21 protein-coding genes and 1 pseudogene are annotated in these 26660 nt (G+C 58.4%); 4 read left to right on the top strand and 18 right to left on the bottom strand.

What is annotated here, in order from left to right:
- Positions 1-18: 18 nt before the first annotated feature.
- The 3 genes from K7H22_RS18645 to K7H22_RS18630 form a co-directional block, all read right to left on the bottom strand.
- Positions 19-1464: an aldehyde dehydrogenase family protein gene (locus tag K7H22_RS18645; protein ID WP_230802344.1), complete on the bottom strand. Its 1446-nt coding sequence runs from the start codon at positions 1462-1464 to the stop codon at positions 19-21.
- Entirely contained in the window at positions 1461-1952 is a 492-nt protein-coding gene (locus K7H22_RS20285) for a rubredoxin (RefSeq protein ID WP_419248197.1), read from the bottom strand. The genes K7H22_RS18645 and K7H22_RS20285 overlap by 4 nt, the downstream gene beginning before the upstream one ends.
- Before the next feature lie 174 nt (positions 1953-2126).
- On the bottom strand, positions 2127-3338 hold the full coding sequence (locus K7H22_RS18630) for an alkane 1-monooxygenase (protein ID WP_230802343.1): 1212 nt from the start codon (positions 3336-3338) through the stop codon (positions 2127-2129).
- A 211-nt stretch (positions 3339-3549) separates the two neighbouring features.
- Here K7H22_RS18630 and K7H22_RS18625 point away from each other — a divergent pair, with 211 nt between their 5' ends.
- Positions 3550-6165 carry a helix-turn-helix transcriptional regulator gene (locus K7H22_RS18625; protein WP_230802342.1) on the top strand — a complete coding sequence of 872 codons (2616 nt, stop codon included), beginning with the start codon at positions 3550-3552 and terminating at the stop codon, positions 6163-6165.
- A 31-nt stretch (positions 6166-6196) separates the two neighbouring features.
- Complete coding sequence (locus tag K7H22_RS18620; protein ID WP_230802341.1) at positions 6197-7378, top strand: NAD(P)/FAD-dependent oxidoreductase; 1182 nt, start codon at positions 6197-6199, stop codon at positions 7376-7378.
- Positions 7379-8398: 1020 nt separating this feature from the next.
- Here K7H22_RS18620 and repC read toward each other — a convergent pair.
- The 15 genes and pseudogenes from repC to K7H22_RS18545 form a co-directional block, all read right to left on the bottom strand.
- Positions 8399-9679 (bottom strand): plasmid replication protein RepC, encoded by a 1281-nt coding sequence (gene repC, locus K7H22_RS18610; RefSeq protein ID WP_230802340.1) that lies wholly within the window; start codon positions 9677-9679, stop codon positions 8399-8401.
- A gap of 225 nt (positions 9680-9904) precedes the next feature.
- Positions 9905-10927 carry a ParB N-terminal domain-containing protein gene (locus tag K7H22_RS18605; protein ID WP_230802339.1) on the bottom strand — a complete coding sequence of 341 codons (1023 nt, stop codon included), beginning with the start codon at positions 10925-10927 and terminating at the stop codon, positions 9905-9907.
- Positions 10924-12279 (bottom strand): ParA family protein, encoded by a 1356-nt coding sequence (locus K7H22_RS18600; RefSeq protein WP_230802338.1) that lies wholly within the window; start codon positions 12277-12279, stop codon positions 10924-10926. The genes K7H22_RS18605 and K7H22_RS18600 overlap by 4 nt, the downstream gene beginning before the upstream one ends.
- A gap of 389 nt (positions 12280-12668) precedes the next feature.
- Entirely contained in the window at positions 12669-12995 is a 327-nt protein-coding gene (locus K7H22_RS18595) for a hypothetical protein (protein WP_230802337.1), read from the bottom strand.
- A gap of 4 nt (positions 12996-12999) precedes the next feature.
- Positions 13000-14163: an ATP-binding protein gene (locus K7H22_RS18590; protein ID WP_230802336.1), complete on the bottom strand. Its 1164-nt coding sequence runs from the start codon at positions 14161-14163 to the stop codon at positions 13000-13002.
- Between the two features lie 114 nt (positions 14164-14277).
- Positions 14278-14877: a recombinase family protein gene (locus K7H22_RS18585; protein ID WP_230802360.1), complete on the bottom strand. Its 600-nt coding sequence runs from the start codon at positions 14875-14877 to the stop codon at positions 14278-14280.
- 52 nt (positions 14878-14929) lie between these two features.
- Positions 14930-17653 carry an HAD-IC family P-type ATPase gene (locus tag K7H22_RS18580; RefSeq protein ID WP_330165866.1) on the bottom strand — a complete coding sequence of 908 codons (2724 nt, stop codon included), beginning with the start codon at positions 17651-17653 and terminating at the stop codon, positions 14930-14932.
- 394 nt (positions 17654-18047) lie between these two features.
- A pseudogene (locus K7H22_RS20280) lies at positions 18048-18149 on the bottom strand (IS481 family transposase); the annotation flags it as partial.
- A gap of 198 nt (positions 18150-18347) precedes the next feature.
- Positions 18348-19328 (bottom strand): hypothetical protein, encoded by a 981-nt coding sequence (locus K7H22_RS18575; RefSeq protein WP_230802335.1) that lies wholly within the window; start codon positions 19326-19328, stop codon positions 18348-18350.
- A 7-nt stretch (positions 19329-19335) separates the two neighbouring features.
- Positions 19336-20766 (bottom strand): MBOAT family O-acyltransferase, encoded by a 1431-nt coding sequence (locus K7H22_RS18570; protein WP_230802334.1) that lies wholly within the window; start codon positions 20764-20766, stop codon positions 19336-19338.
- Positions 20767-20780: 14 nt separating this feature from the next.
- Positions 20781-21305, bottom strand: coding sequence for a hypothetical protein (locus K7H22_RS18565; RefSeq protein ID WP_230802333.1), 525 nt, complete (start codon positions 21303-21305; stop codon positions 20781-20783).
- Positions 21306-21325: 20 nt separating this feature from the next.
- On the bottom strand, positions 21326-21868 hold the full coding sequence (locus K7H22_RS18560; protein WP_230802332.1) for a hypothetical protein: 543 nt from the start codon (positions 21866-21868) through the stop codon (positions 21326-21328).
- Positions 21861-22163: a type II toxin-antitoxin system MqsA family antitoxin gene (locus K7H22_RS18555; RefSeq protein WP_230802331.1), complete on the bottom strand. Its 303-nt coding sequence runs from the start codon at positions 22161-22163 to the stop codon at positions 21861-21863. The genes K7H22_RS18560 and K7H22_RS18555 overlap by 8 nt, the downstream gene beginning before the upstream one ends.
- Positions 22150-23118, bottom strand: coding sequence for an alpha-ketoacid dehydrogenase subunit beta (locus K7H22_RS18550; RefSeq protein ID WP_230802330.1), 969 nt, complete (start codon positions 23116-23118; stop codon positions 22150-22152). Before K7H22_RS18550 ends, K7H22_RS18555 begins: the two co-directional genes overlap by 14 nt.
- Positions 23119-23148: 30 nt before the next feature.
- On the bottom strand, positions 23149-24360 hold the full coding sequence (locus K7H22_RS18545) for a thiamine pyrophosphate-dependent dehydrogenase E1 component subunit alpha (RefSeq protein ID WP_230802329.1): 1212 nt from the start codon (positions 24358-24360) through the stop codon (positions 23149-23151).
- 223 nt (positions 24361-24583) lie between these two features.
- Between K7H22_RS18545 and acsA the strand changes: the two genes are divergently transcribed.
- Positions 24584-26347 carry an acetate--CoA ligase gene (acsA, locus tag K7H22_RS18540; RefSeq protein WP_230802328.1) on the top strand — a complete coding sequence of 588 codons (1764 nt, stop codon included), beginning with the start codon at positions 24584-24586 and terminating at the stop codon, positions 26345-26347.
- Positions 26344-26589 (top strand): phosphopantetheine-binding protein, encoded by a 246-nt coding sequence (locus tag K7H22_RS18535; RefSeq protein WP_230802327.1) that lies wholly within the window; start codon positions 26344-26346, stop codon positions 26587-26589. Before acsA ends, K7H22_RS18535 begins: the two co-directional genes overlap by 4 nt.
- The last annotated feature ends 71 nt before the right edge of the window (positions 26590-26660 follow it).

Here is a 26660-nt window from a genome sequence, read left to right as displayed (position 1 = left end):
ATTGGTTCAGGCCGGCTTTTAGCCGAGCACTCGAACCACGACATTGATCAGGCGGCGTACAAAACCCGTGTAAGGCGGGAAAAGCATGTGCGTGATGGAGTGCTTTTCCTCCAGCACAGCTTTCTCATGTGAGAAGGCCTTGAAACCGTATTCACCATGAGCCGCCCCGATGCCGGAGTTGTTAACGCCGCCAAAAGGCAAGTTCGGATGCAGGAAATGCACCACTGTAAGATTCACGCCCACCGCGCCCGAAGAGGTGCGCGAGATGATTTGATTGGCGAAACTCTTGCTTTTGTCGAAGATATAAAGGGCAAGCGGCTTGGGATTTGCGTTGATCTTGTCAATGACCTTGTCCAGATCGACATATTCAATGATCGGCAAGATCGGTCCGAACAGTTCTTCTTGTGTGATCCCCATATCATCAGAGACTTCGGAGATTAGCGTCGGGGCCACGAAATTCTGGCTTGCATCGGTCTGCCCACCCTGAAGAATACTTGCACCTTTGGCGCGAGCATCCTCAATCAGGTTGCGAACCCGGTCAAAGTGCCGTTCATTCACGATCCGGCAGTAGTCGGGCGTTGCTTTTTGTGCCTCAAGCGTCTTTCCATAGACCCTTCCAATCTCGGCCTGGATCGCGATCTTGAACGCGGACGACACATCGCGGTGCACATACACGTGATCCGGTGCGATACAGGTTTGCCCGTTGTTTGAGAACTTGCCCCAAACGATGTTGCGTGCGGCCTTCTTGATATTGGCATTCGGGCCAACAATGGTCGGCGACTTGCCGCCAAGTTCCAGAGTGACCGATGTCAGGTTTTTCGCAGCGGCCTCCATCACGACCTTCCCGATTGCGGGGCTGCCCGTGAAAAAAATATGGTCGAAAGGTAGCGAAAGTAGTTCCTGTGAAACTGCAGCGCCGCCTTCGATGACCTTGACCAGATCGGGTGTAAATGCCTCTTCCACGATGTCGATAACGACCTGGGACGCGTTCGGTGTCATCTCGGACGGCTTGATAATGACACTGTTGCCGGCAGCGATTGCAGAGACCAAAGGCCCAAGCGAGAGGTTTACCGGATAGTTCCAGGGCGCGATGATCAAGCAAACACCCTTTGCCTCGGGGCGAACGCGTGCCTTGGTGCCAAGTACTCCCAAAGTCGCACGCGCCCGCTTGCCGCGCATCCACGACCTCAAATGGTGCTTGGTGTGTCGAATTTCCTGAAGTACGGGAAAAATCTCGGTCAATTTTACTTCTTCAGGGGGCTTTCGAAAATCAGCCGCGCAAGCCGCGATGATTTTTTCTTCGTTCCGCTTGACGGCTTCTGCCAGACGATCCAGTTGTGCAATGCGTGCCTTCCGGTCAAAACCGGCCCGCCGGGCAAGTTGAGCCCGCACCTGGGTGTCAAATGCGGACCGGATGGCATCCGAGTGGGTTGTGTTGGTAGGAAATGATGCAGCCTGATTCATGCTCGCTCTCCTAATTTTTCTTCGTAAAGGACATAGTCCTCTTTCGTGGCTCCACAGTCAGGGCAGCACCAATCATCAGGGATCTGACTGAACAGCGTCCCCGGCGGGAAACCTTCATGTTCGTCGCCAAGGGCTTCGTCGTAGATATGACCGCATGTGATGCAAAGCCATTTCCGGTAAGCCGTTCCGGCAGCAGAAGTCGCCGGAGCGGGCTGAGACGGCTGCGGTGCGGCGGGGGCACATGGTGCCGCCGCTGCGGGTTCCGGGATCGGCGCGGGTGCAGGTTCAATGACCTGAGCGGTCGATGTCTCTGCGGACGGAGCACCACCGATCAGGACAAAGTCTTGCTTGTCGCGTACGGCGCAATCCGGGCAAGAAAAGTCGTCGGGCACTTGTGACCAAGGTGTTCCTGGCGGAAAACCTTCGTGTTGGTGACCCTGGATTTCGTCATAGGTGTATCCGCAATCCGGGCATTGATATGTCGCCATTGTTCATTCCTCCCTTTCACACGCTTGCTGACAAGCGAGCATGTGCGTCCCGTTCTTATTTTCCGTAGGTTCTTCCTGCGGCCTTGCTTTCGAATGAAAGCGAAGTGCCATTTGGCAGGTCGGGGTTGGCCCAATCCGAGCCAACTCCTGAGTGTAGGGCGGTTTGCCTGAACTTTATTCGGCAGGCATAGCGGTAGTTTGCGCAGGTGCTACCGATCCGAATTTGCGCTCATAGTATTCACGCATGCCTGGCTCGATCTGGATCTTGTTCAGATCACCTTTGGCCCAGTCCAGAACACGATGGTCCATGATTGCTCGGAACCAGGAAGGCACAAGCGCTGCAAAGAACATCCCAGGGTAGCCCGAAGGAAGCGCCGGTAGATCCTTGAAGTCGCGCAGCGATTGATAGGACCGTGTCGGGTGGGCGTGGTGATCCGAATGCCGCTGCAGGTGGAACAGGATCAGGTTTGACATGATATGGTTCGAGTTCCACGAATGGTGGGGCTTCTGATGCTCATACTTCCCGTTGGGTAGCTTTTCGCGCAGCAAGCCATAGTGCTCAATGTAGTTGGCCGACGTGAGCTGCCACCATCCGTACGCCATTTGAATGGGCAGGAACACAAGCATGATAGGCCCGAAGAACGCCAGCAGCCCAGCGTAGAGAGCGACGGTAATGATCAGCGGCTGAAGGATCTCGTTGTCCAGGCTCCAGACGCTCTTTCCACTCCGCTCAAGGCGAACCTCTTCAAGTTCCCAAGCACGCTTGAATGCTCCGGGGATTTCGCGCGTTGCAAAAGAATAGATGTTTTCACCCATCCGCGAGGTTGCAGGATCTTTCGGGGTCGCCACATCACGATGGTGCCCTTTGTTATGCTCGATGAAGAAGTGGCCATAGCCCACCACTGCCAGCACCAGTTTTGCCATCCAGCGGTCAAAGGTTTCCTTCTTGTGACCCAGTTCATGACCGGTGTTCAGTGCCAAGCCGTTGACGATACCCAGCGACAGTGCCAGCGCGATGAATTCAAACGCGTTGACCGATTGGGTCGCCACCCACCAACAGGATACAACCAGAGCCGCGTAGTGAACTGGCACGGTCAGATAGGTGAGCACGCGATAGTAGCGGTCTTGTTCAAGATCTGGCACGGCCGATTCGGGGGGGTTAGAAAAATCCTCTCCGAACATTGCGTCCAGCAACGGCACCGCCAGATACCACAGAATCAGCACCGTGCCGTACCAGATGCTCCAACCTGTTTCCGCTACCAGGTAAAGTCCGATCAACGGCGTTGCCGGCCAAAAAACCGACAACATCCAAAAATACCGTTTTTTATCGACGTATGCATCTTCGGTGCCAGCTTCAGCCGCGGCCGCTTCGTTCAAATCCTTCATCAGTCTGTTCCTCCCTGAAAGGCTGTCATTTGGCCTTACGGTGGCCAGAAGCGTAATTGCTTTGCATTGCTTCCTCCTGCCGCTTGACGCTAGAGGGCAAAATCCACTCAACTAGGGCACCCAACAACTACACGGTCGTGTAGTTTTGAGTTCTGTGTACAATAGCTATGGAGTTGGGACGCCAACGGTACATCGCTTCGGGGAGGGGGGGATGATCACGACCTCTTGCGAAACCCCTGACGACCTTACCGATTTAGTAAACCGGATGAATGCCCGACGAAAAAAATTGGTTCAGGGCTCTCTACGACGTGACAGGCTCGATTTTGCGGGGCACTCTGGCGCGAAGTGCCTCCTTTTCAAGGCACCCCGTGGCTTCGGCAAGTCCGTGCAAATCGCCTTGTGCGCTCAGGCAGCGATCGACCGAGGGGAGGACTGTGTCTACCTGGATTTGTCGTCGTTCTGGCAAGAGGGCATATGTGAGGCTGAATTAGTCGCGCACGCGATTGTCGCAGTGCTATCGCCGCAGGAATTTTCCGGCAGGCAGCCCTTGCGCAGCCTCAAGACCGCCGCTCTGCGCCTTCTTATCGCTCGCGAAAAGCGAGTCACAATCTGTCTTGATGGTGTGACGGACTCGGCCACAATCCAAAGGTTTCTGAAAACGATCACACTGGAAACGCCAGAAACTGTTCGATTGGCGGTAAGCGAGCGCCTGCCAGGTACGATGGTCACCCTGTCGGTTCTTTCGGATGTGGTGACAGTCGGCCCAAGAGAATTGAGCTTCACTCTCGACGAGACTCAGTCGGTTCTTCCGGTGGAAACCGGCATCGCAAAGAAAATATTCAAATTGGCAGGCGGTTGGCCACTTCTTTGCGCGCTGGCTGGAAAATCGAATACATCTGGCGAGGCTATCGTTCACCTACCAGAAATTCAGGCCTATTTTGAAAACGACGTTCTGGCACAGGTATCTCAACCGCTCCGCGATTGCCTGATCAACGCGAGCTGGCTGGAAGAAATCACGGCCGAAGCCTGTGACTATGTGTTTAAGACTCACGATTCGCGCAGTAAACTAGCTGAACTCGCGTCTCTAAACAGTCTCTTGACGGCGAGCATTGACAGACCAAACTGCTTTGAAATTAATCCTACGCTTCGAGCGTATCTGCGCAATCGCTTCATCGAGGACCACAGGTCACGGCGATCGTATTTTCTGAAACGTATCGCATTCTGGCATTGGCGAAGGAAAGAACATCGCTTGGTCGTTGATGTTGCTCTGCGGGCCCAGGACCACAACTGGGCCCAACGGCTGACCGATCAAGCTCTTTTGGACCTTGCGTTGAGGCAGGGAGAGATCGAAGCCTTGACTGTCTGGTTCACGGGGATTCCACGGGCCAAATTGTTTCAGATGCCATCCTTGGCCATCGGCTATGCTTGGGTGCTTTTCTTCAGTCAACGCGCAAGTGAAGCACAGGATATTCTGGAGAAGTTGAATACTTTCCGAGGTTCCGTCTTGACGGGCCAGGAAGACCCTAATGGATGGGCTGAACTGGTCCGAGCCATTGGTCTTGCCACACACGATGAGATGAAGGAAAGCGACCGGAGTTGCGCGACCTGGATTGAGACGTATGGATTGGCCAACCCGGTCGGTCGGGCCGCTGCGCAGACTTGCAGAGCGTTCATCGCCGCGTCCAACAGGCAGTTTGCTGTCCTTTCAGATCAGATAGCCTCTGCGACGGTCGTGAGCGGCGCAGTCCGTCACCGCTATGCGTTTGGCTGGCTGGCCACCGCCGGAGTTCTGGCTAAGCTGCTCAATGGCGACATCTATGTCGCGCGCAGCGAAATTCGGCGCGCAAAGGAAAATGAGAACGTTGCTTATGAGCGAACGCCCTTTGTCAAGGGCATGATAGCGACCATAGAGCTTCAGATTCAGGCAGAAGACGGGTCGATTACGCCCGACGAAAACACTTTGCAGGAAGCGCTGAATTTCGCGCTCAAATTTGGAGTGACGGATGTCGTTTGGACCACCGTCCGAAGCGCGGCAGAAATCTATATCCGTCAGGGCAACACATCGCAGGCCTTTTTATTACTCGAGCGTTGCCGCCTGCTGGCGAAAGAACGCGGGTTGAAACGGTTGCACATATTGGTTCGGTTGGGCACCGAAGTCTTTACCATGGGAACTCGGACGAGCCCCCCCCTCGCGGCCGAGCCTCTGCCATCGGACGAAGACTTGGTGTTTTTGCCAAACCAAAATCGAGCTATCCTCGCAGAGAGCGAGCTTCTGGAAGCCTCAAGGTTTCTGCGTGACGGGAAGCTGGGTCTGGCCGAGAGGCAGGCGCGAAAAGCTCTTTCACACTTTGCCGCGATCAGGGATCAACGCGGTGAAATCAGGGCGCAATACACGCTTGCAACCGCTATTTATCTGATGGGCGAAGAAAAGCAGGCGCTGAAAAGGATGGCCGATGCCGATCAACAAGCATTACAACTAGGTGCCTTCAGGTCTTCGGAAAACAGGCGGCATTTTTTGCAGGTCATCAGTCCAGCGGCGAAAGCGCTGCTGGATCAAGGGAAAGCTCAGGTTTCGATTACCCGAACGCCGGCGCATGAGTTGCCGCTCACCGATCGTCCGGTTGCATATGTGTCCACCCCCATCAGTCGAAAGCAAATCGGCGTCCTACAGCATGCAGCGCTTGGTTTGAGTAACAAGGAAATTGCAGCGCGCCTGCATGTCACGGAGGACACCGTGAAATGGCATTTCAAGAAAATAATGCGTGGTCTCAAAGCTGGCAACCGTACCGAAGCTGTACTGATCGCAAGATCGCTTGGCCTTATCTAAGCGTTCGACATACCAAGGGAGGAACAAAAACATGGATACAACTGTTATCATTGGCAACGGAGTAGCTGGCACAAATGCGGCCGGAACCTTGCGGAAAAATGGATACAAAGGCGCGATAATACTTATTGGTCAGGAGGTGGCGCTCCCCTATCAGCGTCCGCCTCTATCCAAGACCTGGCTGCTCGGGCCGGACAGGCCGCACCCCAGTCCGATACGCCCACTTTCCTTTTTTGAAGAAAATCGCATCGAGTTGATGCGTGCGCGAAAAGTCGTCAGCATTGACAGGAATGAGCAGAGTATTCGCTTCTCAGATGGGAAGACGACGAAATTCGATACCTTGATTCTTGCAACAGGAGCATCGCCTCGCCGTCTTGATTTGCCGGGAGTGAGTCTGAAAGGGATTCACTATCTGAGAGACCTTGCCGATTCAGCGGGACTTCGTCAGGCTCTGACCGGACCCGACTGTCGCGATGTTGTGATCATTGGTGCGGGTGTCATTGGACTTGAAGTAGCCTCTGCCGCAGTCGATCTAGGATGGTCCGTCACTGTTGTAGAGACTGCCGCACGCGCCATGGCCCGCGTTGCTTCCCCTGCAACAACCAATTTCGTCACTCGGAAGTTAATGGATACTGGTGTCCAATTCTTGTTCAATCAGAAAATTGAAGGGTTTGGCGCCGCTAATCATTGCGTTTCATCGGTCAATCTTGGCGATGGGACCAAGGTAAAGGCCGATCTCGTGTTGGCGGGCATCGGCGCCACACCCAATGTTGAGCTTGCCGAAGCCGCAGGCCTGGAGTGTAACAATGGTATCTGTGTCGATCAGGATATGCGGACATCCGACCCTAGAATATTCGCAATCGGCGATTGCGCCCGCGGTGATAGCAAATTTGCACCTGGAAAGGTGCGTATAGAAACCGTTCACAATGCAACCACGCAGGCCCAGATTGCGGCGGCAGCCATCTGCAACAAGGAACGCCCAGCTCCTGTGCCGCCACGGTTTTGGTCCGATCTCAAAGACATGAAGGTTCAGGCAGTTGGAATAGCCGCCGGTTTCGATCTGGTGCAAAGTGATGCGTCACAACACCCACCCTCTTTGGAGGTGCATTTGAAAAACGGTGACCGCCTTGTTGCTGCGGAGACCATAAACCTTCCCAATCGCCAAGTTGCCCTGATGAAAGCGGTTTCTCCCATAGTTTCGAAAGATGCTCAGTAGGGATAAACCCCAGTTGGCACTGTGAGACTTTTCTGGGGGTGCAACCGGAAATCAGCCGTTTCAAAGCAGGAACCATGACAAGAAGCAGCATGGCCTCACACTAGTCTTTTTTTTAATTTGTCCTCTGCATCCTCCCTGTGGGCGACGACTCGGAGGCTCCGGTATTTCCGGTGCCTCCGTTTTGTAAAGGAACGATTTAACAGCCTATAATGTTTGCAAGATGGATTATGGCGTGACTTGCGTGATGCGCGGCATCCCATTCCAGCGATCCCACGCCGTTTTATAATTTCCCTTAAGCGATGGCGTATCCTGTCCGGGACATCCAGCCTGCTATGACCTTGCCCACCTCAAACGTCTGCCCGTCCAGATCGGTTGAGATTTCGTTGCTCAAAAGATGGACCAAGGCCCCCTGCCCCACCACGCGCGCGGGATTCTTTCGAGATACCGGCGGGGCGCTGGGAAACAGTACCGTCTCGATCAACCGCATCCATTTCCGCCAGCGCAGCGCTAGTCGCTCTCACTACAGGACTTGGGGAACCGCTTCGTGTCCAACACAACTTGCGGGTAGTTCAGCGTGGCGTCGGACAAAAAAGCAACATCTTCAAGGGTTTCAGAACTAGCAGGGGTGAAGCAGCCAAGCAACTGGGGTATCGTAGACGTGTTGTTGATGGGACCGTTCTGTGCTAGTAGTTGGCTCCCAACGCTACTCATGGCGGCGCTTTATGCCGGTAAATGGCACAATAACCGCCTGGCCTTTCCGCTCATACTTATGTCCAATAAGTACACATTTACGAACTTAATAAGATACGCTTTGCGAGATATCCGAAAAGGATGGGAGTGACGGGCTGGAGCCCGCCATCCATTTTAGCCGGTTCAAGTGCGCTTGTTCCGTTGGCAGGCACGCTCGAGTCTTATGCCAAGGCCAAGGCACATGTTGCACGCTTCTCACTCTAAATGCCAAGACCGGACGGCATCGTTTTCTAGCCACCCCATGCGCGCGGTTCGTGATCCCCTGCCCTATCAAGCGGCCTGCCCGTTGAGTCTGCCGTAGAAGCTACGTTCGAGGTGCAATTCTCCACACCCGGCCTTGTTGATCATACCGCGCAGATAGCCGCCGGGAGAAGCAACTTCGCCTGCACTGTGTTTTTCGAAGACAAGCGCGAAAGCTGCTGTTGCTACCTGTTTTCCCAAGCGGTCCTGGGCTACGTTCCAGGCATGTTCTGACACCCCGATCATTGGCCGTAGTTGTCCTGCAACCCGGTGCAGGTCTCCCCAGTCTTGTAGAAACCCACCCATATCGCGAGCCCAAGATGCAAATTCGGGACAGGCTTGCAAGACGGTTGGCAAATTCAGTACGGTGGGCTTGCTGCGCATCTCGGAACCCCATTTTTCGAGGTCTTTATCAACCTGATCTCCGAGTTGAGAACCAGGCACCAGCGCGTCGACTATTTTCGTTGTGGAGGAATTACTCATTACATAATCAAGTTGATTAGTAATTAGTATATGAGGTTCAAAATTGACCTCCCTGGGGTCCATTTCGAGAGGTTTTCTGGATTCTTTTGCCTTGGTTTCAAACTTGTTTTCCACAGTTTGAACAACCTCGGTTGCGTTGAGATACGCCGCTTCGACCTGCTCTTGTAGTTCTTTGAACCAGTCCAGCAATTGCGTAAGCTTTTCCGAGGGTTCACTTCGGTTTGGGAGTCGATGCAAAAGCTCGTCGAAGAGAGAAGTGAACTGAGCCCAGGGCCCTCGCAGCGCGCTGGTGATAGCGGCTTCGATCCGCGCGCGGATCATACGGCGTGCGACGGTGATCTCACGTTTCAGGCGCTGGCATCGCTCGCGCTCTGCCAATAGTTTGGCATGGAGTTCTTCGAACTCAAGGGCACGGGCGGCCATTGGCGACAGATCGAAGCCATAGGCCTCTATGATGCGCCCCTCAACGTTCCTGCGGCCCCAGCGCTTTCCATTGGGGCTGTCCTGAAAGGAAATCACACCGATCTCGGCTAGTCGCCGGGAATGGCGTTTAAGCGCTGAGAGTGAGAACCCCGTCTGTCCCATGAGATAGGCGTTCGAGGCCCAAACGATTGGACGCTGCCCCTCCTCCCAGTCCTGGGCCTGCGTGAACGCACCCAAAGTGTCTAGAAGCACCATGTCGCCGGCTTTCAGGCCGATATGCGCCCCAACGCGTTTGAGCGCGACAAATGCGCGTGTTTTGGGTATCGCTACCCGTTCACCGGCTTGTGCAAGTTGCTCAGCAACCCCAAGACCCGGTGTCGGCTTGCGCCAACCTGTATGTTTCATGCCTGTTTCTCACCTCCGGTTATGTGGAGGCAAAAGAAAGCCGTTCGCTCGAAAGCGTTCGTCGTTGACAGTGAACCCTGTGAGACTTATCTTGAAGGCGACCAAACCATTAGATCAGCTCTCAGGCCACACCGCTTGGGGGCTTTTCTTTTGCCGTTAATTCACTTGTCGTTCCTTTTTGCTCCTTGCCTCATCGTCCTGCAGGATATTTCTCCGACGCTGTCTTCAGGCGGTATCCTTCTCGGTGTCTGCGACGTTCAAATAGCTTGCGACTAAGTCTCCAAGCTTTTCGAGACGCTCTTGGTCAATTGGTACTCCCGCAACCTTGATTGATAAGTTTCCATCGACGGAAGTGACCGAAAGATTCCGGTTACCCACCTTGCGCTTCACGGTGAGTTTTAGTGACTTTGCCTTTGGTTTTGGCTTGGTTTTGTTCGTTCTCTCCAAGCTCGCCAAGGCACCCTGTAAATCGCGAAAGCTCATGTCGTAGACGTTCTTGAACGTGTTCAAGATTTGATCCTGCGCAGCGAAAACGGACCGCGCTCGCGAGACGAGGCTCTCGTGCACACCAATTTTCTTGGCGAAGGCCACAGCTGTTGGTTTCTCTTCGCCAGATGCCAGCGTCTCATACATTTCACCAATCGAAACCAATCGCTCAAATGGGCTAAGATTTTCACGCTCCTCATTTTCGCGGAACCGTAGAAACAACATCTCAAACTTGCTGTTTTCGGCGTTTCGCGCGTCGGGCGGGGCAAGGATTGCACGAAGAGGTAAACCGAGTTCTGACGCGGCGGCCAGTCGGCGGCGTCCTGTCAGCATTACGAATGGAACCCCAGCGATATTCGACGGGTCCAGCGGGTCCGGCTGCCAACCCGGATCCTCCGGCCACACGAGAATGGGTGTGTCCTGCCCGTTCGAAGCGATGCTGTTTACCAGAGACCGGAAGGCTTCCTGAGACATCCAGTCTTGCCGGCGGTCAGTTCCCATCGGATCGGAGATTTGATCTGGCGACAGGCTTATCTCGTGGCGACCGTTGAGGATATCCGAACAAAGCTCGGCTCTGCTTCGCTCCACTGCAGCCTGCGACTGCGCAAGCGCTCCAGATTTCCAGGCACTGCCTGCTCCCTTGAAAGGAGTTGAAACAACATCACTGGATTCTGGTATGCCTTCGGAACCGCTCGCACGTTCTTTGTTTGTATCGTGATTGGTAGCCTTGCTGACCAGCGATCTTGGAATACTGCGTTTCATGCTTCACCCTCGCCGTCATCTTCATAGAATTCGTCCATCCAAGTATTGGCGTAGCCACGTTCGAGTCCCGGCCAGAGGCGCGATACTATGGCGTCGTTCACGGCATCGGCATTCGTGATAAACCGGTTGATCCCCTTGCGCTTTCCCGGTGTGTCCGGCTCGTATTCGTATACCGACTGGTAAACGTCCGATGCATTCGAGATTGCGTCAGAACGCAGATAAAACACCGGCAAAATCTCTGTGGGGCAATGTTCCAGAAGGTTTCCGATGTGGTTCAGGTCCTGCGCATTGGACCGTTGAACGATCGTTGGCAACAGCATGTTCGCACCGGTTCCGATCTCGATCCTTTCATGGGCCAGGATGTGCTGAAGCATCCCGAGCAGGCCAGTGACAAAGGTTGACAGCGTCGCGATGTCAAACCCCTTCATGGTTTGCGGTATGACCAGCGAAGTCGAAGCAATCACGTTATTCAACTGGAATAGTGTGAGCGCGGGTTGATAGTCTATGATGATGACATCTAGGGTCTCGGTCAGCGCAGTGTCGAGCCGTTTCTGATCGACCTTGCCATCGACTACCAATTCGTTGGGTAGCGTTTTCGGTGGGTGGCCTGCCTTCCAGCGGTCGATGGAATCGCGTAGATAGCGGTAAAAACTCTTTCCGGCAGGCGCTTCGCGGACAAGACGCGCGATCTGGATCTCACCCTCGGATGTTTCGCCGTGAGCTGGCAGCAGACGCAAGCCTGGCCAGGAGGTCTTGAGAAGAAAGCTGTCGAGCTTTTGCGCATCATGGTCGGTGTATGGCGCGTCGTCCGACTGAAAGAGACCAGCAAAGTCCACCATGGAGGCGGTGTTTTCGTCGGGCATTTGGGGAAGGCCCTCTCCACCGACGAAGTAGAGCGTTATAGTACTTTGCGGATCAGCATCCATGACACCGACACGCATGCCGTAGTGCAAGCTGAGATACTGGGCGAAATGCGCGGCGCTTAGACTCTTTGCAGTCCCGCCTTTCTGGCTTGCAAACGAGATAACAGGCAAAGGCGCGTCAGGTTTTCGCCAGGCCAGGTAGTCGTACGGCCGCTTTGCCGAGGCCGCGAGAAGGGCCCGCATGTGCATTAATTCGGACAAAGTGAAAACGCGCTCTCTTCCAACATACTCGCCTGCGGGAAAATCATCACTCGAATTGGCGAACTTGGTGAGGTACTGAATACTCACATTAAGAAACCTTGCGCACTGGCGCATGGACCAAGCTCGCTTGATGCGCTGACGCAAGGTGAGTTCTTTGTTCACAGCCACCATCGTGCGCTCAAGCCCACGTGACAGATCCGTCAAAAACTGTTCTAGACTACCGCTCATTTGTAGGCCCTGACTTCGGTGGGTCCGAGTTCGACTCGATTCTATGTCTATGGTAGCACGGTTCCGAGCAAAAGATAAAGATACCACGCGCCTATAAGTTTCAGGCGCTTATTATGGGTATATATGGCTCTGGAAACTCCAATCTTGAACGCGTTCAAGATTGGAGTTCGGGTCGGCCGATCAGGGCGAAACCGATCAAGCCAGAATGTTTCGTGCTGCTTTTTTCTGACAGCAGGGGATGACATCTGCACCGGCAGGCAGCACGGGTTCGCAGTCTTGCCCGGCTTGGTGCCAAGGGTGTGATCGCGGATGCTCAGCGTGAAAAGAACCGCCACAGGCATTCCTGTTCTGCCTTACGACGGGTTCGATGATGATTTCCAGATCGGAGGTCAAGCTGGAGATTGAGCCGAAGGCTTCGGCAGTTTCGTTGCCAACGCTTGGGAATTTGACGCAGCCAGAAGGGTGGCGGCGCGGTCGATCAAGGCCAGACCAAGCTGAATGCGAAGCGCCAACGAGAAGGGTAGGGGAGGAAGATGAGCCGCAGCCGTTGTAGATGGCGCAATCGCTGCGACATGCATTCCATGCAACCTGGCCGCATCGGGAGATGTCCGGCGGTTTAGAAAACTACCAAAGAAAATTGGAATTTCTGCTGAATCTGATCTTGAAAAGGAAAACTCTTTAAGCTCGCGCAGGCGCGCAACGGGAAAAGCCAGCACGGCACTAAAGCGCCCTCAACAGCCCAATTCCCTGTTCGAGGGGTATTGCTCGGATGTCTCCCGCCACTGGGACATCACGGTTTCCGGCGTAGATCAGCAGTTTCCGGTTGGCTTTGACGTCTTCTGCCCCGGTGTGGAAACCACGAGAAACTTTCGGCGCAGTCGTACGCTTGATTTCGACAGCCCAAATGTCACCACCCGGCAAACGCAGAACCAGATCAAGTTCGGCCCCGGCAGAGGTGCGATAGAAGAAGGATTCGGTGCCGACGGGCGCTGCTGCAAGAAGGGTTTCGATGCAAAACCCCTCCCAGCTGCCGCCGACAGCGGGATGCCCAAGCAAGCTTTCGGTCGATCCAAGACTCAACAGGGCGTGCACTATCCCGCTGTCGCGCACATAGACCTTTGGTGATTTCACCAGGCGCTTGCCGACATTCTCATGCCAGGGTTGCAGCCGCCGGACCAGCATCAGATCGACAAGCAGGTCGAGATAGCGTCCAATCGTTTGTCCGGATACTCCGAGCCCTTCAGCAAGGGCAGCAGCATTCAGCAGGCCGCCTTGCACATGCGCCAACATGGACCAAAAGCGCCGCAAGGTTGCGGCCGGAATACGCGGTCCGAGGGCAGGGATGTCACGCTCCAGATAGGTGCGCAAGAAATCCAGACGCCACTCCATGCTGGCCTGATCGTTGGCGGCTAGGAAGCTGTCAGGAAATCCGCCACGCAACCAGAGTGCAAGCAGCTGGTCAGCCCCAACCTCGGTAAGTTGCAAAGGGGGCATTTCAATATACCGGACACGTCCCGCGAGGGACTCTGCTGATTGTTGCAGGAGAACATTGGAGGCTGATCCTAAGAGCAGGAACTGCCCCGTACGAAACCCGGCCCGCCTGCGCTGGTCGATCTGACCGCGCAGGCTCTTGAAGAGGTCAGGCATCTGCTGCACTTCGTCGAGAATGACGAGTTTTCCCACTTGCTCATCCAGATAGAGATCTGGTTCGGTCAGGATCTGCCTGTCCGCGTCACGTTCAAGATCAAGATATACCGATGGTTGCTCCGAAGCGATCTCCAGAGCAAGCGTGGTTTTCCCGACCTGCCGGGGACCAAGCAGCACAACAGCGGCTTGGTTTGCCAGCGCGGATTGCACAAGTTGATAAGTTTGGCGCGTGTACATACCTTGCAAATATTCCATGCGGTGGAGGATTTGCAAGGTTGTATTACTGTGCGGCTAACATTATCGCCCACTCCGAGAATTAACCTGAAGTCACGAACAAGCCTTGCACCACGCTCACCCCAACAATCCAGGGCGCTCCGCCCTTTCCAGCATCATCCTCACGGAGAAAGGCTGCCAACTGGAGCGTCCACGCGGTGTCCCTTCGCGCATGGCTTCCAGCCGATCACAAATCGCCTGTAGCGTGATGCCGGGATCTGCGCCTATAATTGCGGCGACAATCGAAGGCAGGCGATCGTATGCTTTGCGGCGTCCGGTTCGGTCCAGCACCTCTGCGGGCAGGAACTCGTCACGCACATCGGTTTTCAGGGCGCGCTCAAACTCGGCCGCAGCGCCCAGAAGCAGTAGTGTAAACTTGCCTTGCGGGGATCCGGTGTCGATAGGATCTTTGATCGAATGGAAGAACGCACCCTTAGCTTCCAGTATCTCGATCACCTCGAGAAGATGCGACAGCGACCGCGCCAGACGGTCGATGCGCACGACCACCAGCGTGTCGCCTTTGCCGATATGTTCCAGTACCCGCGCCAGCATCGGCCGCGAACGATTGCCGCCCGAGGCATGCTCCCTGAAGATATCGGCGCAGCCCGCAGTTTGCAGGGCCTCAAACTGGGGCAGGGGGGTTTGATCCTCTGTGGATACGCGCGCATGGCCTATCAGGGCATGAAAATGGGCCGTTTTCAGTTTCAGGTATCGCTACTAAACGACTGTTTCATGACCTGCGCACAGTCGACGCGTTCAACCGAAGCCGCAACTGCTTCTCCATCTCTACGATCGCCAAGAACGCGGCCCCGACGCCAATCAGTATTGCGCCATCTGCCAGCGTGACCGGTCGCGTGTCGAATATTTCCTGCATGAAGGGGGCGTAGGTGAACAGCAACTGGCCGCCGACGACTATCAAAATGCAAACCCAAACCACCGGCGTTCCGCGTATCGCTTCCCATGTCAGTGATGTGGTGTGGATGTTTCGAATGTAGAAGAGGTGGAATATTTCGAGGATGATCAACATGTTCACGGTCAGCGTGCGCGCAAGTTCGAGGCTGTAGCCACGGTCCATTGCGTAATTGAAAATCCCGTAAATTGCCGCGAGGAAGATCATAGTAACCAAGGCGATATGCCAGATCAGAACGCGATCCAGTATCGGCGCGCCGACAGGGAGCGGCGGCTGGTGCATGATCGCCTCTTCCGACCGTTCGAACGCGAGGGCCACGCCGAGCGAGCCGGCGGTGATCAGGTTGATCCAGAGAATCTGCAACGCCGACAGGGGGATGACCAAACCAAACACCAATGCGAGGATGATGATGCCGGCCTCGCCGGCGTTGGTCGGCAGCGTCCAGCTGATCACCTTGCGGATATTGTCGTAGGCCGTACGCCCTTCACGCACGGCAGCCGCGATCGAAACGAAATTGTCGTCTGTCAAGATCAGATCAGCCACCTCCTTGGCCGCGTCAGACCCGGTGATGCCCATCGCCACCCCGGCGTCGGCGCGTTTCAGTGCGGGGGTGTCGTTGACCCCATCGCCGGTCATCGCAACGATATGCCCCCGAGCCTGCAAAGCCGAAACCAGACGCAGCTTGTGTTCCGGTGTCGTCCGCGCGAAGACATTTGTCTTATCCGCCTCCTGCAACAGCGTCGCGTCATCGAACCCATCAATGTCCCGCCCGGTGAGAACACGCTCGGGGTTCGGCAGCCCGACTTTCGCGGCGATAGCCGCAGCTGTCGCAGCATGATCGCCCGTGATCATCTTGACGGCAATCCCGGCACCTTGGCAGTCGGCAACCGCTGCAATGGCCTCGGTGCGCGGTGGATCGATCAGCCCGACCAGCCCGAGCAGCACCAGCCCCTTTGAGAGGTTCGAATGATCCAGACGCACCGTTGTCTTCGGAGCGGGTTTGGTCGCAAGCGCTATCACCCGCTGGCCGAGTGCGGCAATGCGGTCCGTCTCTGCCTCCCAAAAGGCCCTGTCGAGCGGTGCCTCCCCACCGTTCTCCGCCTGACGGGCGCATAAGTCAAACACCGCTTCAGGCGCACCTTTGACATGGATCGAGGCGTCGTCCGCACCTACGTCCAATGTCGCCTGCGTCGCCATGTAGCGATGTGCCGCGTCGAACGGTAGCACCGCTTGCCGTGTCCACGCCGCCCGCAATGCGTCATGCGGTGTCCCGGCCTTGTCGGCCAGAACCAGCAGCGCCGCCTCCATCGGATCGCCACTAGCTGTGGGAACGCCGTCCGGTCCGTCTGCAATAGCGGCATCGTTGCAAAGCGTTGCAGTCGCGATCAACGGCCCGAGTTCGCCGGTCTCGCCGTCATCTTCAGCCACGATCCGCCCATTCGGTCGATACCCCTCGCCCTCCACCGAAAAGCGACGGCCATTGGCGGAGATCGATGCGACCATCATCTCGTTGCGGGTCAGGGTGCCGGTCTTGTCGGTGCAGATCACGGTCAGCGCCCCTAGGGTCTCAATTGCCGGCAAACGGCGCACGATCGCATGGCGCGCTGACATTTTGCGCACGCCAATTGCCAACGTGATCGTCAGGACGGCCGGAAGCCCCTCCGGGATCGCGGCCACTGACAGGCTGACGACGATCATGAAAAGCGCCTCGAACGGCAGGTTCTGTACGAAGAAGCCGTAGACCAGCAAAAGGGCGGCGGCGCTCAGGATCAGTGCCGTGATCCAGCGGGCAAACACGTCCATCTTCTTCAGAAGCGGCGTGGTCAGTTCCTCGACACCTGCGAGAAGGCCACTGATCCGACCAATTTCAGCTTCTGCCCCTGTCGCGGTAACAACGGCACGACCCTGCCCGTACACAACCAACGTCCCGCTGTAGATCATCGACGTACGGTCGCCGAGGTTGGCATCGGGGGCAACCGGTTCAACCGACTTGTCGACCGGCACGGATTCTCCAGAAAGGATCGCTTCCTGTACCTTCAATGCGGCGGCGTCGATCAGACGGGCATCCGCCGGGACCTTGTCGCCGGCTTCGATAAGGATGATGTCGCCCGGAACAAGATCGGCGGCATCGACCCTGCAGCGGCGTTCTCCACGCAGAACCGACGCCATCGGCGCCAGCATTTGATGGAGCGCCGCGATCGCGGACTCCGCGCGACCTTCTTGAACGAAACCGATGGCAGCATTCACAAAGACGACCGCGAGGATCACAAGCGTGTCCTTGGTATAACCCAAAACACCGGTAACCACGGCAGCGCCGATAAGGACGTAGATCAGCAGATTGTTGAACTGCGCGAGAAACCGCCTGAGGGGGCCCGCCCGCTTTTGGTCAGGCAGTTCATTGCGGCCGAAACGGACCAATCGTGCTGTGGCTTCAACATCCGTTAGCCCGTACTCGGTCACGTCGAGCCCGTCCATGGCGGCGGTGACAGATTCAGCGTGCCAGTTCGAGACTGCATTGTGATCCTTTTTGAGCGTGTCAGACACCGTCCTATTTTCCCTTGGCTGCTTCTCCCGAAAAGCCTAACGAAGTTCTCCGTCTACCCTAATGCGATAGATCAAAATTAGTGCGGTGCTTTTACGAAACTGACACAGTATTTGTAGCTCTATCAGCAAATCCAAAAATCCGTCCTTTTAGGGTGTAGCCATGTTGGCCTCAAACGACCGAGCTACATCGCTTGATCACCTAAATTCTGCTGGTCGCGCGGAGGGAAATTAGTGGTCCGTTACCGGTTTGCCGATGATTTCGAGCGGACTGCAAAACGCTGAATACCGGCCATTGGTGACCGCGCAGCGAAAGACGGGAAAGTCCAGCGGTGCCGTTCATAGTTGTTCAGTCCTGGCATCTGATTGATCGGATCGAGGATGAATCGATCCGGCTCTGAAGTCCCGATCTTGCAGATGCACTCGTACGGTGCGAGATTGTAGGCTGCAAAGCTTAGAAGCAGTCGTCCAGCGGCAGAAGCGCATGACGCCGGAAGGCGTCCCTCCATCCCATCGAATGGATCGCACCATCAAAACCCGGGATCAAAAAGCTAGAAGATCCCCTTCCGTAGCCCCAGACAAATTTCTCTCTATCCTATGAATTGCTACGGACAGCACGTTTGCCACTGCGCAAATGATTTGCTCTCCTAGCTACCGAATGAAGTGAAGACTCATGCAGACGCAACTTTATGTTACGTTAGCGCTCACCGGGGTTGGCGGCTTTAATTATGTCGCCTAGGTAGTCGCGCCAGAGCGCATCAACCCCTGACCGGTTCAGGTGATCGGTATCGAAATAGAGTGTGGGGTCGTTCAGTGCCTCCGACAGGTCGTGGTAGCGTACGCCTCGCGCGGTCATGATGTCCTCCAGCGCTGCGAAGAGCGCGTCGCTGTCCGGCAAAGCCGTACGGAAATGCTCAGGGAGTGGTAAGCGCAGGGCAACGACCTCGGCGTCTGCCTCCTGCATCTCGTCGATGAGGCGCTCGAATGCGTAAAGGGCGGGGCCGGCCGCCTGCATCCTCGTCCCTTCAGGGTAGAGGTAGTCGATCCGGCTCGCCACCGCGTCGCGCGAAGGGCGCGCGACGCGGTCAAAGGCTGCCGCCCCCTCCCATCCGTCGGTCTCGAAGCGCCGGGGCGGATTGAGTTTCGAGAACGCCGTGAGGTAATCAGCCATCGCGCGGGGATCGACCCCCTGCTCGACCACCATCCCGGCCATACGCACGGCAGTAGACGCACGAAGCGGCGTAGTACGGAGAAGGGTGCGGTCCTCGACACGGCCCGCGTTCCACTCCCGCGCTTGAAAGGCGAAGGTGTCGAGCACGTAAAGCACCCGCCGCGGCCTCACGTCCTGCAGCGCCTGCTGCGCGACGAAGCGTGCATAGACCGGTCCCGCGCCAAGCTCGGCCAGCACCAGCATTGTCTCCCCGGTGGCCGCCTCGACCCGTTGAGGCACGTCGCCATAGGCAAGCGGTAGGGCATGGCTTGCTCCGAGCACGATCCAGTCGACCTGCTGGCCGCGCGCCGCAAGCAGCGTCTGGAACGCGCTTTGCTGCGCGCCGCGGCCAACGCGGAACTCGGCCACGACGGCGCAGACTACGTAGAGCAGGAAAAAGATCCCGACGAAGGCCGCCGCGCGCCCCCAGCTAGGCCGGTCCGTTGTTGCTTTGGTCTCTACTGTCATCGCTCTCTCAGAACTGCATGTAAACAAAGGCCTCGCCCTGCCATCTGCCCAGAAAGATCAGCACGAAACCCGCCGCATACCATCCCGCCCATATCACCGCACGTGGTGCGGAACGGATTCGACCCCGCAAGCCCGGCACCTCCTGCGTCGTCTCGATCGCGAACAGACCGGCGATCAGTGCGGTAAGAAATCCGTGCTCGACCGTGAACGGATAGCTGCCGACGAGTGACGGAAGGGCGGGCAGGAAGGACCAGATTCGCCCGAGGATGGTCAGCGCCGCGTCTATCTCCGCCGCGCGGAAGAAGATCCAGCTCACCAGGATCAGGTGAAAGACGACTAGGCCTGCTAGCAGGCCGTAGAGCCGGCCCTTCCATGTCCCCTTCCAGCGGTGGCTGATCCGGCGCCGCAAGGGTCGCATGCTGCGCTCGCCCCACAGAAACAGGCCATTGAGTGCACCCCAGACGATGAAGCCCCAGCCGAAACCGTAGCCGAGGCCCGCATGCCAGAGCCCGCTCACCAGAAAGACCAACATCAGGCCGGCATACATCCTGATCACCGAATCACTTTCGTGGACGACCGGATAGTAGACAAAGTCGCGGAACCACTCCGACAGCGAAATGTGCCAGCGCCGCGACCAGAACTCACCGATGGAGGTGGCGAAGTAGGAGCGGCGGAAATTCTCGTTGAGCTCGATCCCAAAGAGCCGCGAACTGCCGCGAGCGATGTCGGTGTAGCCCGAGAAGTCGCAGTAGATCTGGAAGGCAAAGAAATAGGTGGCGAGGATCAGCTCCATTGGCACCGCGTAGTCGGGGCTGGCGTAGGTTCGATCGACGAAGGGCGCGAGGTTGTCAGCTACGACGACCTTCTTCACCAGCCCCCACAAGATGAGCTGCCCCGCCGAAGCGAGCAGTGCCAGATCGAGGCGCGGCGTAGACTTGAGCTCCGCGTTGAAGGGGCGAATCCGTTCGATCGGGCCGGCGAGGATCTTGGGGAACCAGGCTAGAAAGAGCATATCGGCGCCCGGACTCGCTTGGCTCTCGACCGGCTGGCGGTACCGGTCGGCCAACAGCGCGATGGCGGTGAAGGCGTAGAAGGAGAAGCCCGCTGGCGCGGCGAAGCCTGTCACAGGGACCAGCGGGAAGACAGCGGCGATCGGATCGTGGTACTTCAGGACGTACATCAGCCCGAGGATGGCTGTCGTTCCACCCCAGAAAGCCGCGTGGTGGAATGCCGCCTCCGGGCGCAACAGGAAACGCCCCGCGGCGAGCGCGATCACCGCTACGGCGCCGAGGCCGACGAGGTGGCCCAGTCCGTAGGAGGCGTAGAACATGAGGCTCGCGGTCAGCATTACTGGCAGGCGCGAGCGCTGCGGAACGACGTGGAACAAAATCGCCACAGCCGGTAGGAAGAGCAGGTAGTCGAGAGAGTTGAAGAGCATGGGGCGACCCCGGCTTAGTAGGAGGCGCCCCCGGCGCGCAGTTCCGGTGGAATCTGGTCGATAGGGATGCCAGCGTTAAGAACCAGGTAGTCCGCCAGCAACTCTCGCTCTGTCTGGTCCAGGTCTATCTCGACATGGCTTGGCGAATTCAGTGTCCCGAGCCACGCCTCACGCGTCCGGTCCTGCGTCACGGTGACCGTTATGATATGGCAGAACTGGCAATTCGCGAGGGCGAGGTCGCGACCGTCCTGGGGCAAATCACCTCCCGGATCGAGGGGCGCGTAGGCCTCCAGATACTCGGCCAGCGTTGCCGCATCCCATTGGTCTAGGCCAGCCCCGGACAACTGTGCCTTCCATTCCTCGACCGTAGCTTGCTGCGACGCCATGGCTGCGGCCAGTTCCCCGGGAATTCCCTGATGATGGAGCCGCTCAAGGATCGTGCGCCCGCCATCAGGAATGAAGGCGAAGACGTCATCCTCCTGCGCGACAGCCAGCCCGGCTAGGGCGACAGCGGTGACGGCGATTAAAGGTGTTCTCATTGCGTCTCTCCCTGCGTCGCTCAGAACCGCAGTTCCGGCGGCACGTCCAGCATTCTCATCGGCATGTTGATGGCCGAGTACGCGGAAAACGTGTCACGTTCGGTCTCGGTCATCGGGATCTCAAGGTGGAAGGGCGCCTTGAAGGTACTCCGCCAACCTGCCTCGTCGCGGTCGTGCATCAGGTAGCCAGAAAACATCGAATGGCAGAACTGACATTGCTGTATCGCTAGCTGTTTTCCGTCCGGCGGCAGAAGCAAGAGGTCGCGGTCCTCCGCAAACTGTGTCAAGACATCGTTTGCCACCGGTAGGTTCAGCGCGGCGTAGGCCGCGAAGGTCTCCACCGCCTTTTCATCCATGTCCGGCGCCTTGGTTCTGACCCAATCCGCCCACCCGGCGCGATCGCCGGCGCGGGCGGCGGCCTCGGCGAGGGTCCCGGCGTCGCCGGCGGCAAGCGTTCCAAGGATGTCCCGCCCGCCTGGCGGCATGAAGTCGAATGCGTCATGCTGGGCCACTGCCGCGCCTGCCAGCAGGACGACGAGAGCGATTCCGCGAAGTTCAGCCACGGCGCGATACCTTCTGACCGGGAAGGCGATACACGGCCACCGTCATCTCTTGTCCCGCCTCGCCGGGAGGAAAGCCCGTGCCGCGCAGCATGTCGAGGCGCATCGTCGTTTCGTCGTCGTAGAAGCGCTCGCCACAGCCGCGGCAAACGAGCGCGGGGACATCCTCCACGACGACGAGGCGCTCCTCCTGCCAGAGGGCAAGCTGGACCCGCCTCTCGGTCAGCCCAGCCATGCCGCAGGAGGAGCAGGCGATGGTCGGCGCGGAGTCCTGCACCAGCGGCTCAGAGGAGCGCACGGGCCGCCTCCACGATGTTGTCTGGACCCGGCCGCATCCACAGGAACATCTCCGGAGAGGCCGGCGGCGGCGCATCGGGGAAGGCAACACGTTTGACCCGCACGCCGTCGACGTTTTCCACCGCCCGGGCGATGACCTCCGCACCGGGACAGAGCGTGTAGTACGACTGGTCAACAGTCAGCAGGCGCTTCGTCTTGGCCACCGAGTTCACGATGGTCTCGGTATCCATCTGGTTCAGCGCGCGCAGGTCGATGACCTCGACGCTCGCGCCCTCGCCGGTGAGCCTCTCGGCTGCCTCGAGCACGCCGGGCATGCCCGCGCCCGAACTCACGATCGTCAGGTCGCTGCCTTCCATCCGAACCGCGGCCTTGTCGAGCGGGACCTCGTAGGCCTCGTCCGGCACCTCCTCGGTCAGTGTCCGCAGACCGGCGGGGTAGAGATAGACCACTGGGTCGGGCGAGCGGAGCGCGGCATGCATCATCCCCTTGGCGTCGTAGGGCGTGGAGGGCACCACGGTCCGCACACCGGGGATATGCATGTAGTAGCTGTCCTCCTCGTAGCAGGAATGCTGCCCGCCGAAGCCGGGGGTCTGGCCCGTCATCTCGATGATCCAGACCACGGGCACTGCGGCACGCCCGCCTGTCTTGTGGCGCAGCTTGCCGGCGACGTTCTGGATCACCTGGAAGGGCATGCAGGCGCCCTGATAAGGGATGTAGGTCGCCGATTTCGAACCCGCGAGGCCGGCACCGATCACCGCCGAGGCCATCCAGCTCTCGTCGATCCCGGTATTGACCACACGTTTGCGACCGAATTCGGTCTCCAGGTTGATCACCGGCTTGCCAGGGTTGGAGGCCACCGGCGGAGTCAACTCGAAGATCCAGGTCATCGCAGGGTCCTCGCGCATCTCGTGCTGGACAGCTTCCAGCACCGAATACATCCAACTCTTGATTGCCATTGTCTTATCCTCTCGATTGTGCGCCGTGCGTCAGCCGAACTGACGTGCAGGCACAGTGCCCTCGGCGAAAACGTGCTTAAGGCCGTCCTCGGGTGTGCAGAAGGGCTGCGAAAGGCCCCATTCGAAAGCGGCGGCGATCTCGGCCTTGACCTCTTCCTCGATCTCGGCCGCGCGGGCGGCATCCACGATGCCCCACTCCACGAGGATCCGCCGCGCGATGTCAACGGGATCGCGTTGCATCCACGCGCGAACCTCCTTCTCGGGGCGGAAGTGGGTGATGGCGAGCGGGTCGTAGCCGAAGGCGCCGAGTTCGCCCGCTGTGGCGCCGGGGGCGCCCCAGTGGTTGTAGTAGCGGTAGGTTTTGGCCTCGATGAAGGTCGGCCCCCCGCCAGCGCGAGCCCGGTCCACCGCCTCTTTGGCCACGTTGTAGACCTCGACCACGTTCTGCCCGTCGACCGTCACCGCCGGGATGCCGTAAGCCGCAGCGGCCGTCGCGATGTCCTCATGCGGACAGGATAGCGAATAATGCGCGTACTGGTGATAGAGGTTGTTCTCGCACACGTAGATCAGCGGCAGGTCGAGGATCTTCGCGTTGTTGAGCGTGGAGTGGAAATGCGGCGCCGCGTAGTTCCCGTCACCGGCGAAGACCACCGCGACCTGATCCGAGCCGCGTGCGCGGAAGGCGAAGGCCGATCCGCTGGCGATCACTGGCGCGGGGCCGATCATGCCATCGGCACCGGCAAATCCCACGTCGGGATCAGCGATGTGCATCTCCGCCCCGTACCCGCCATTCATGCCGGTTGCGCGAAAGTCCATCTCGGCCACCATTTTCGGAATATCCACGCCCTTGGCGATCGCGTGACCCGAGGGGCGATGCGAGGAATAGACAAGATCGAGTTGGTTGCGCGGGCCGGAGTTGCGTAGGTTGGCGCAGACGCCTGTCGCCACGGCCTCTTGACCAGCATAGAAATGGTTGTAACCCCGATAATCTGGATTGCTGAGCATTTCGTCGGCTTGGGTCCGCTCGTGCCAGCGGATGCGCAGAATCGTCCTATACATGTCCACTAGTTTCTCGTCGGTCAGGTCGCCCGCCGGATAGGGTAGGTCGGTCAGTGCCTTGGCGCTCCGGCCAACCGAGATCGCCGCGCCGGTCGCGGCTGCGAGTTGTAGAAAGCCGCGACGCGAGGTGGAGGCCGGACGATCCTCTGTCTGCTGCGGCGGATGGGTTGTATCGCGTGCCATGTGTCTCCTCCCAATGTCGCGCGGCGTGCCACGCGGTCCTTGAACGAGCTGTCCATGCCCGTCCACTTCAGCAAACTGCGCCGAGAATCACATCGCTGCATTGACGGCGCGCAATCCCGCGGCGTGAGCGGCGGTCCGTGCCTGACCGAGACGCAAAGTTCGTTGTCTGCCGTCAATGACCACTTCCCGCGAACGGTTCATCATTGGGCGATATGGAGGTGCCATGCAGCATGAGTTGATACGCAAGTCCGAGGCAAACAGGCGGGCCGCGCAGCTTTCCGAGGCCGACCGTGCAGCGTTCACATGGGATGCGGCCGCCACCGCGCTCGACGGGCTGTCCGAAGGCGGGCTCAACATCGCGCACGAGGCGGTAGACCGGCACGCGCAGGGCGCTGCGCGCGACCGCGTTGCTATCCGATGGCTCGGACGCGACGGCGCCCGGCGTGACCTAACCTACGGCGACTTAGCGCAGGAGACGGCGCGCTTCGCGGGCCTCCTGCACCACCACGGCTTGCAGCCGGGTGCGCACCTCTTCTTGCTCGCCGGGCGGGTGCCGGAACTCTACGTTGCCGCGCTTGGCGCTTTGAAGGCGGGGCTCACGGTCACGCCCCTTTTTGCTGCCTTCGGCCCGGAACCAATCCGGATGCGCATGGAGATCGGTGCCGCTGACGTGCTTGTGACGACCGCCGCGCTCTACCAACGCAAGGTGGCGGACTGGCGCGGGGAGCTTGCGTCACTGAAAGCGGTGATCGTCTTGGACGGGGAGGCCCCCGATGGTTGCCTGTCGTGGTCAGAAGAAATGGCTGCGGTTGAACCCATGGAGGGTTGCTCACCCTCACGGCCAGACGACGTGGCCCTCATCCATTTCACCTCTGGTACCACGGGTCGGCCTAAGGGCGTGCTGCACGTCCATCAGGCCGTGCTCGCCCATGCCGTCACCGGACGCTATGCTCTCGAGCTCGGACCTGGCATCATCTACTGGTGCACCGCAGATCCGGGTTGGGTGACCGGCACCTCTTACGGATTGATCTCGCCGCTGGTGAATGGCGCGACGATGATCGTGGACGAGGCCGAGTTCGACACTGGGCGCTGGCTCGACATCCTCGCTGACGAGTCGGTCGAGGTTTGGTACACTGCGCCCACAGCGATCCGCAGGCTGATGCGCGCAGGGCCCGAGGCGGTCGAGGGGCGAAGCTATCCGAGGCTGCGGCACATGGCCAGCGTGGGCGAGCCGTTGAACCCCGAGGGCGTGCTCTGGGGCCAGAAGGTCTTCGGCATGCCGTTCCACGACACATGGTGGCAGACCGAAACCGGTGCAATCATGATCGCAAACACCGCAGCAATGGATATCCGGCCGGGCGCCATGGGCCGCGCCATGCCAGGGGTCGAGGCGGGCGTGCTTGCCCGCGATGCCGACGGCAGCCTGCGCGAGTGCGGCCCGGGCCAGACCGGAGAACTCGCGCTGCGTGCCGGCTGGCCCTCGATGATGCGCGGCTACCTGGGCGAGGAAGCACGCTACAGGAAGGCGTTCGAGGATGGATGGTATCTGTCGGGCGATCTCGTGACGCGCGACGCCGACGGCTACTTCTGGTTCGTCGGCCGGGCCGACGACCTCATCAAGTCGGCGGGTCACCTCATCGGTCCGTTCGAGGTGGAAAACGCGCTGATCGAGCACCCGGCAGTGGCGGAGGCTGCAGCCATTGGCCTGCCGGACGAGACCGCGGGCGAGATAGTGCGTGCCTATGTTGCACTGAACCCAGGATACACTCCAAGCCAGGAACTGGAACGGGAAATCCGCGGTCTGGCGCGGAAGCGGCTGGGTCCTGCGGTTGCCCCGCGCGAAATCGCCTTCATCGCTAGCCTGCCAAAGACGCGTTCGGGCAAGATTATGCGCCGGCTTCTGAAAGCTCGCGAACTGGGGCTGCCGGAGGGCGACACCTCCACCCTCGAGACCGAGGATACCCCGGCACGGAGCGCCACACCATGATCCCCAACGAGCTTCAGAGCCTGTTCATCGAGGAACTCATCCGTATCGCCCCCGACCTCGAGGCCGGAACAGTCGGTGCCGACGATCACCTTCAGGACGACCTCGACCTCGATTCAATGGATATCGTCGCGCTTGTGGCGGCGCTGCACAAGCGGCTGGGAACGGACATTCCCGAGGCGGACTACGGCGAACTCGCGACGCCGCGCAAGGCCGCCGCCTATCTTGCTGCACGGTTGGCCTGAGCCTTGTCGAAGTGAACCGCCCCGGGTTTACCGGAGAGTAAAACACTCAAAGGATGAGCCCTATGACAAAG

The sequence above is a fragment of the Seohaeicola saemankumensis genome (genome assembly GCF_021021435.1).
Lineage (GTDB): Bacteria > Pseudomonadota > Alphaproteobacteria > Rhodobacterales > Rhodobacteraceae > Seohaeicola.
The sequence above is the reverse complement of the archived record's forward strand: the minus strand, read 5'-3'. Positions and strand labels throughout refer to the sequence as shown.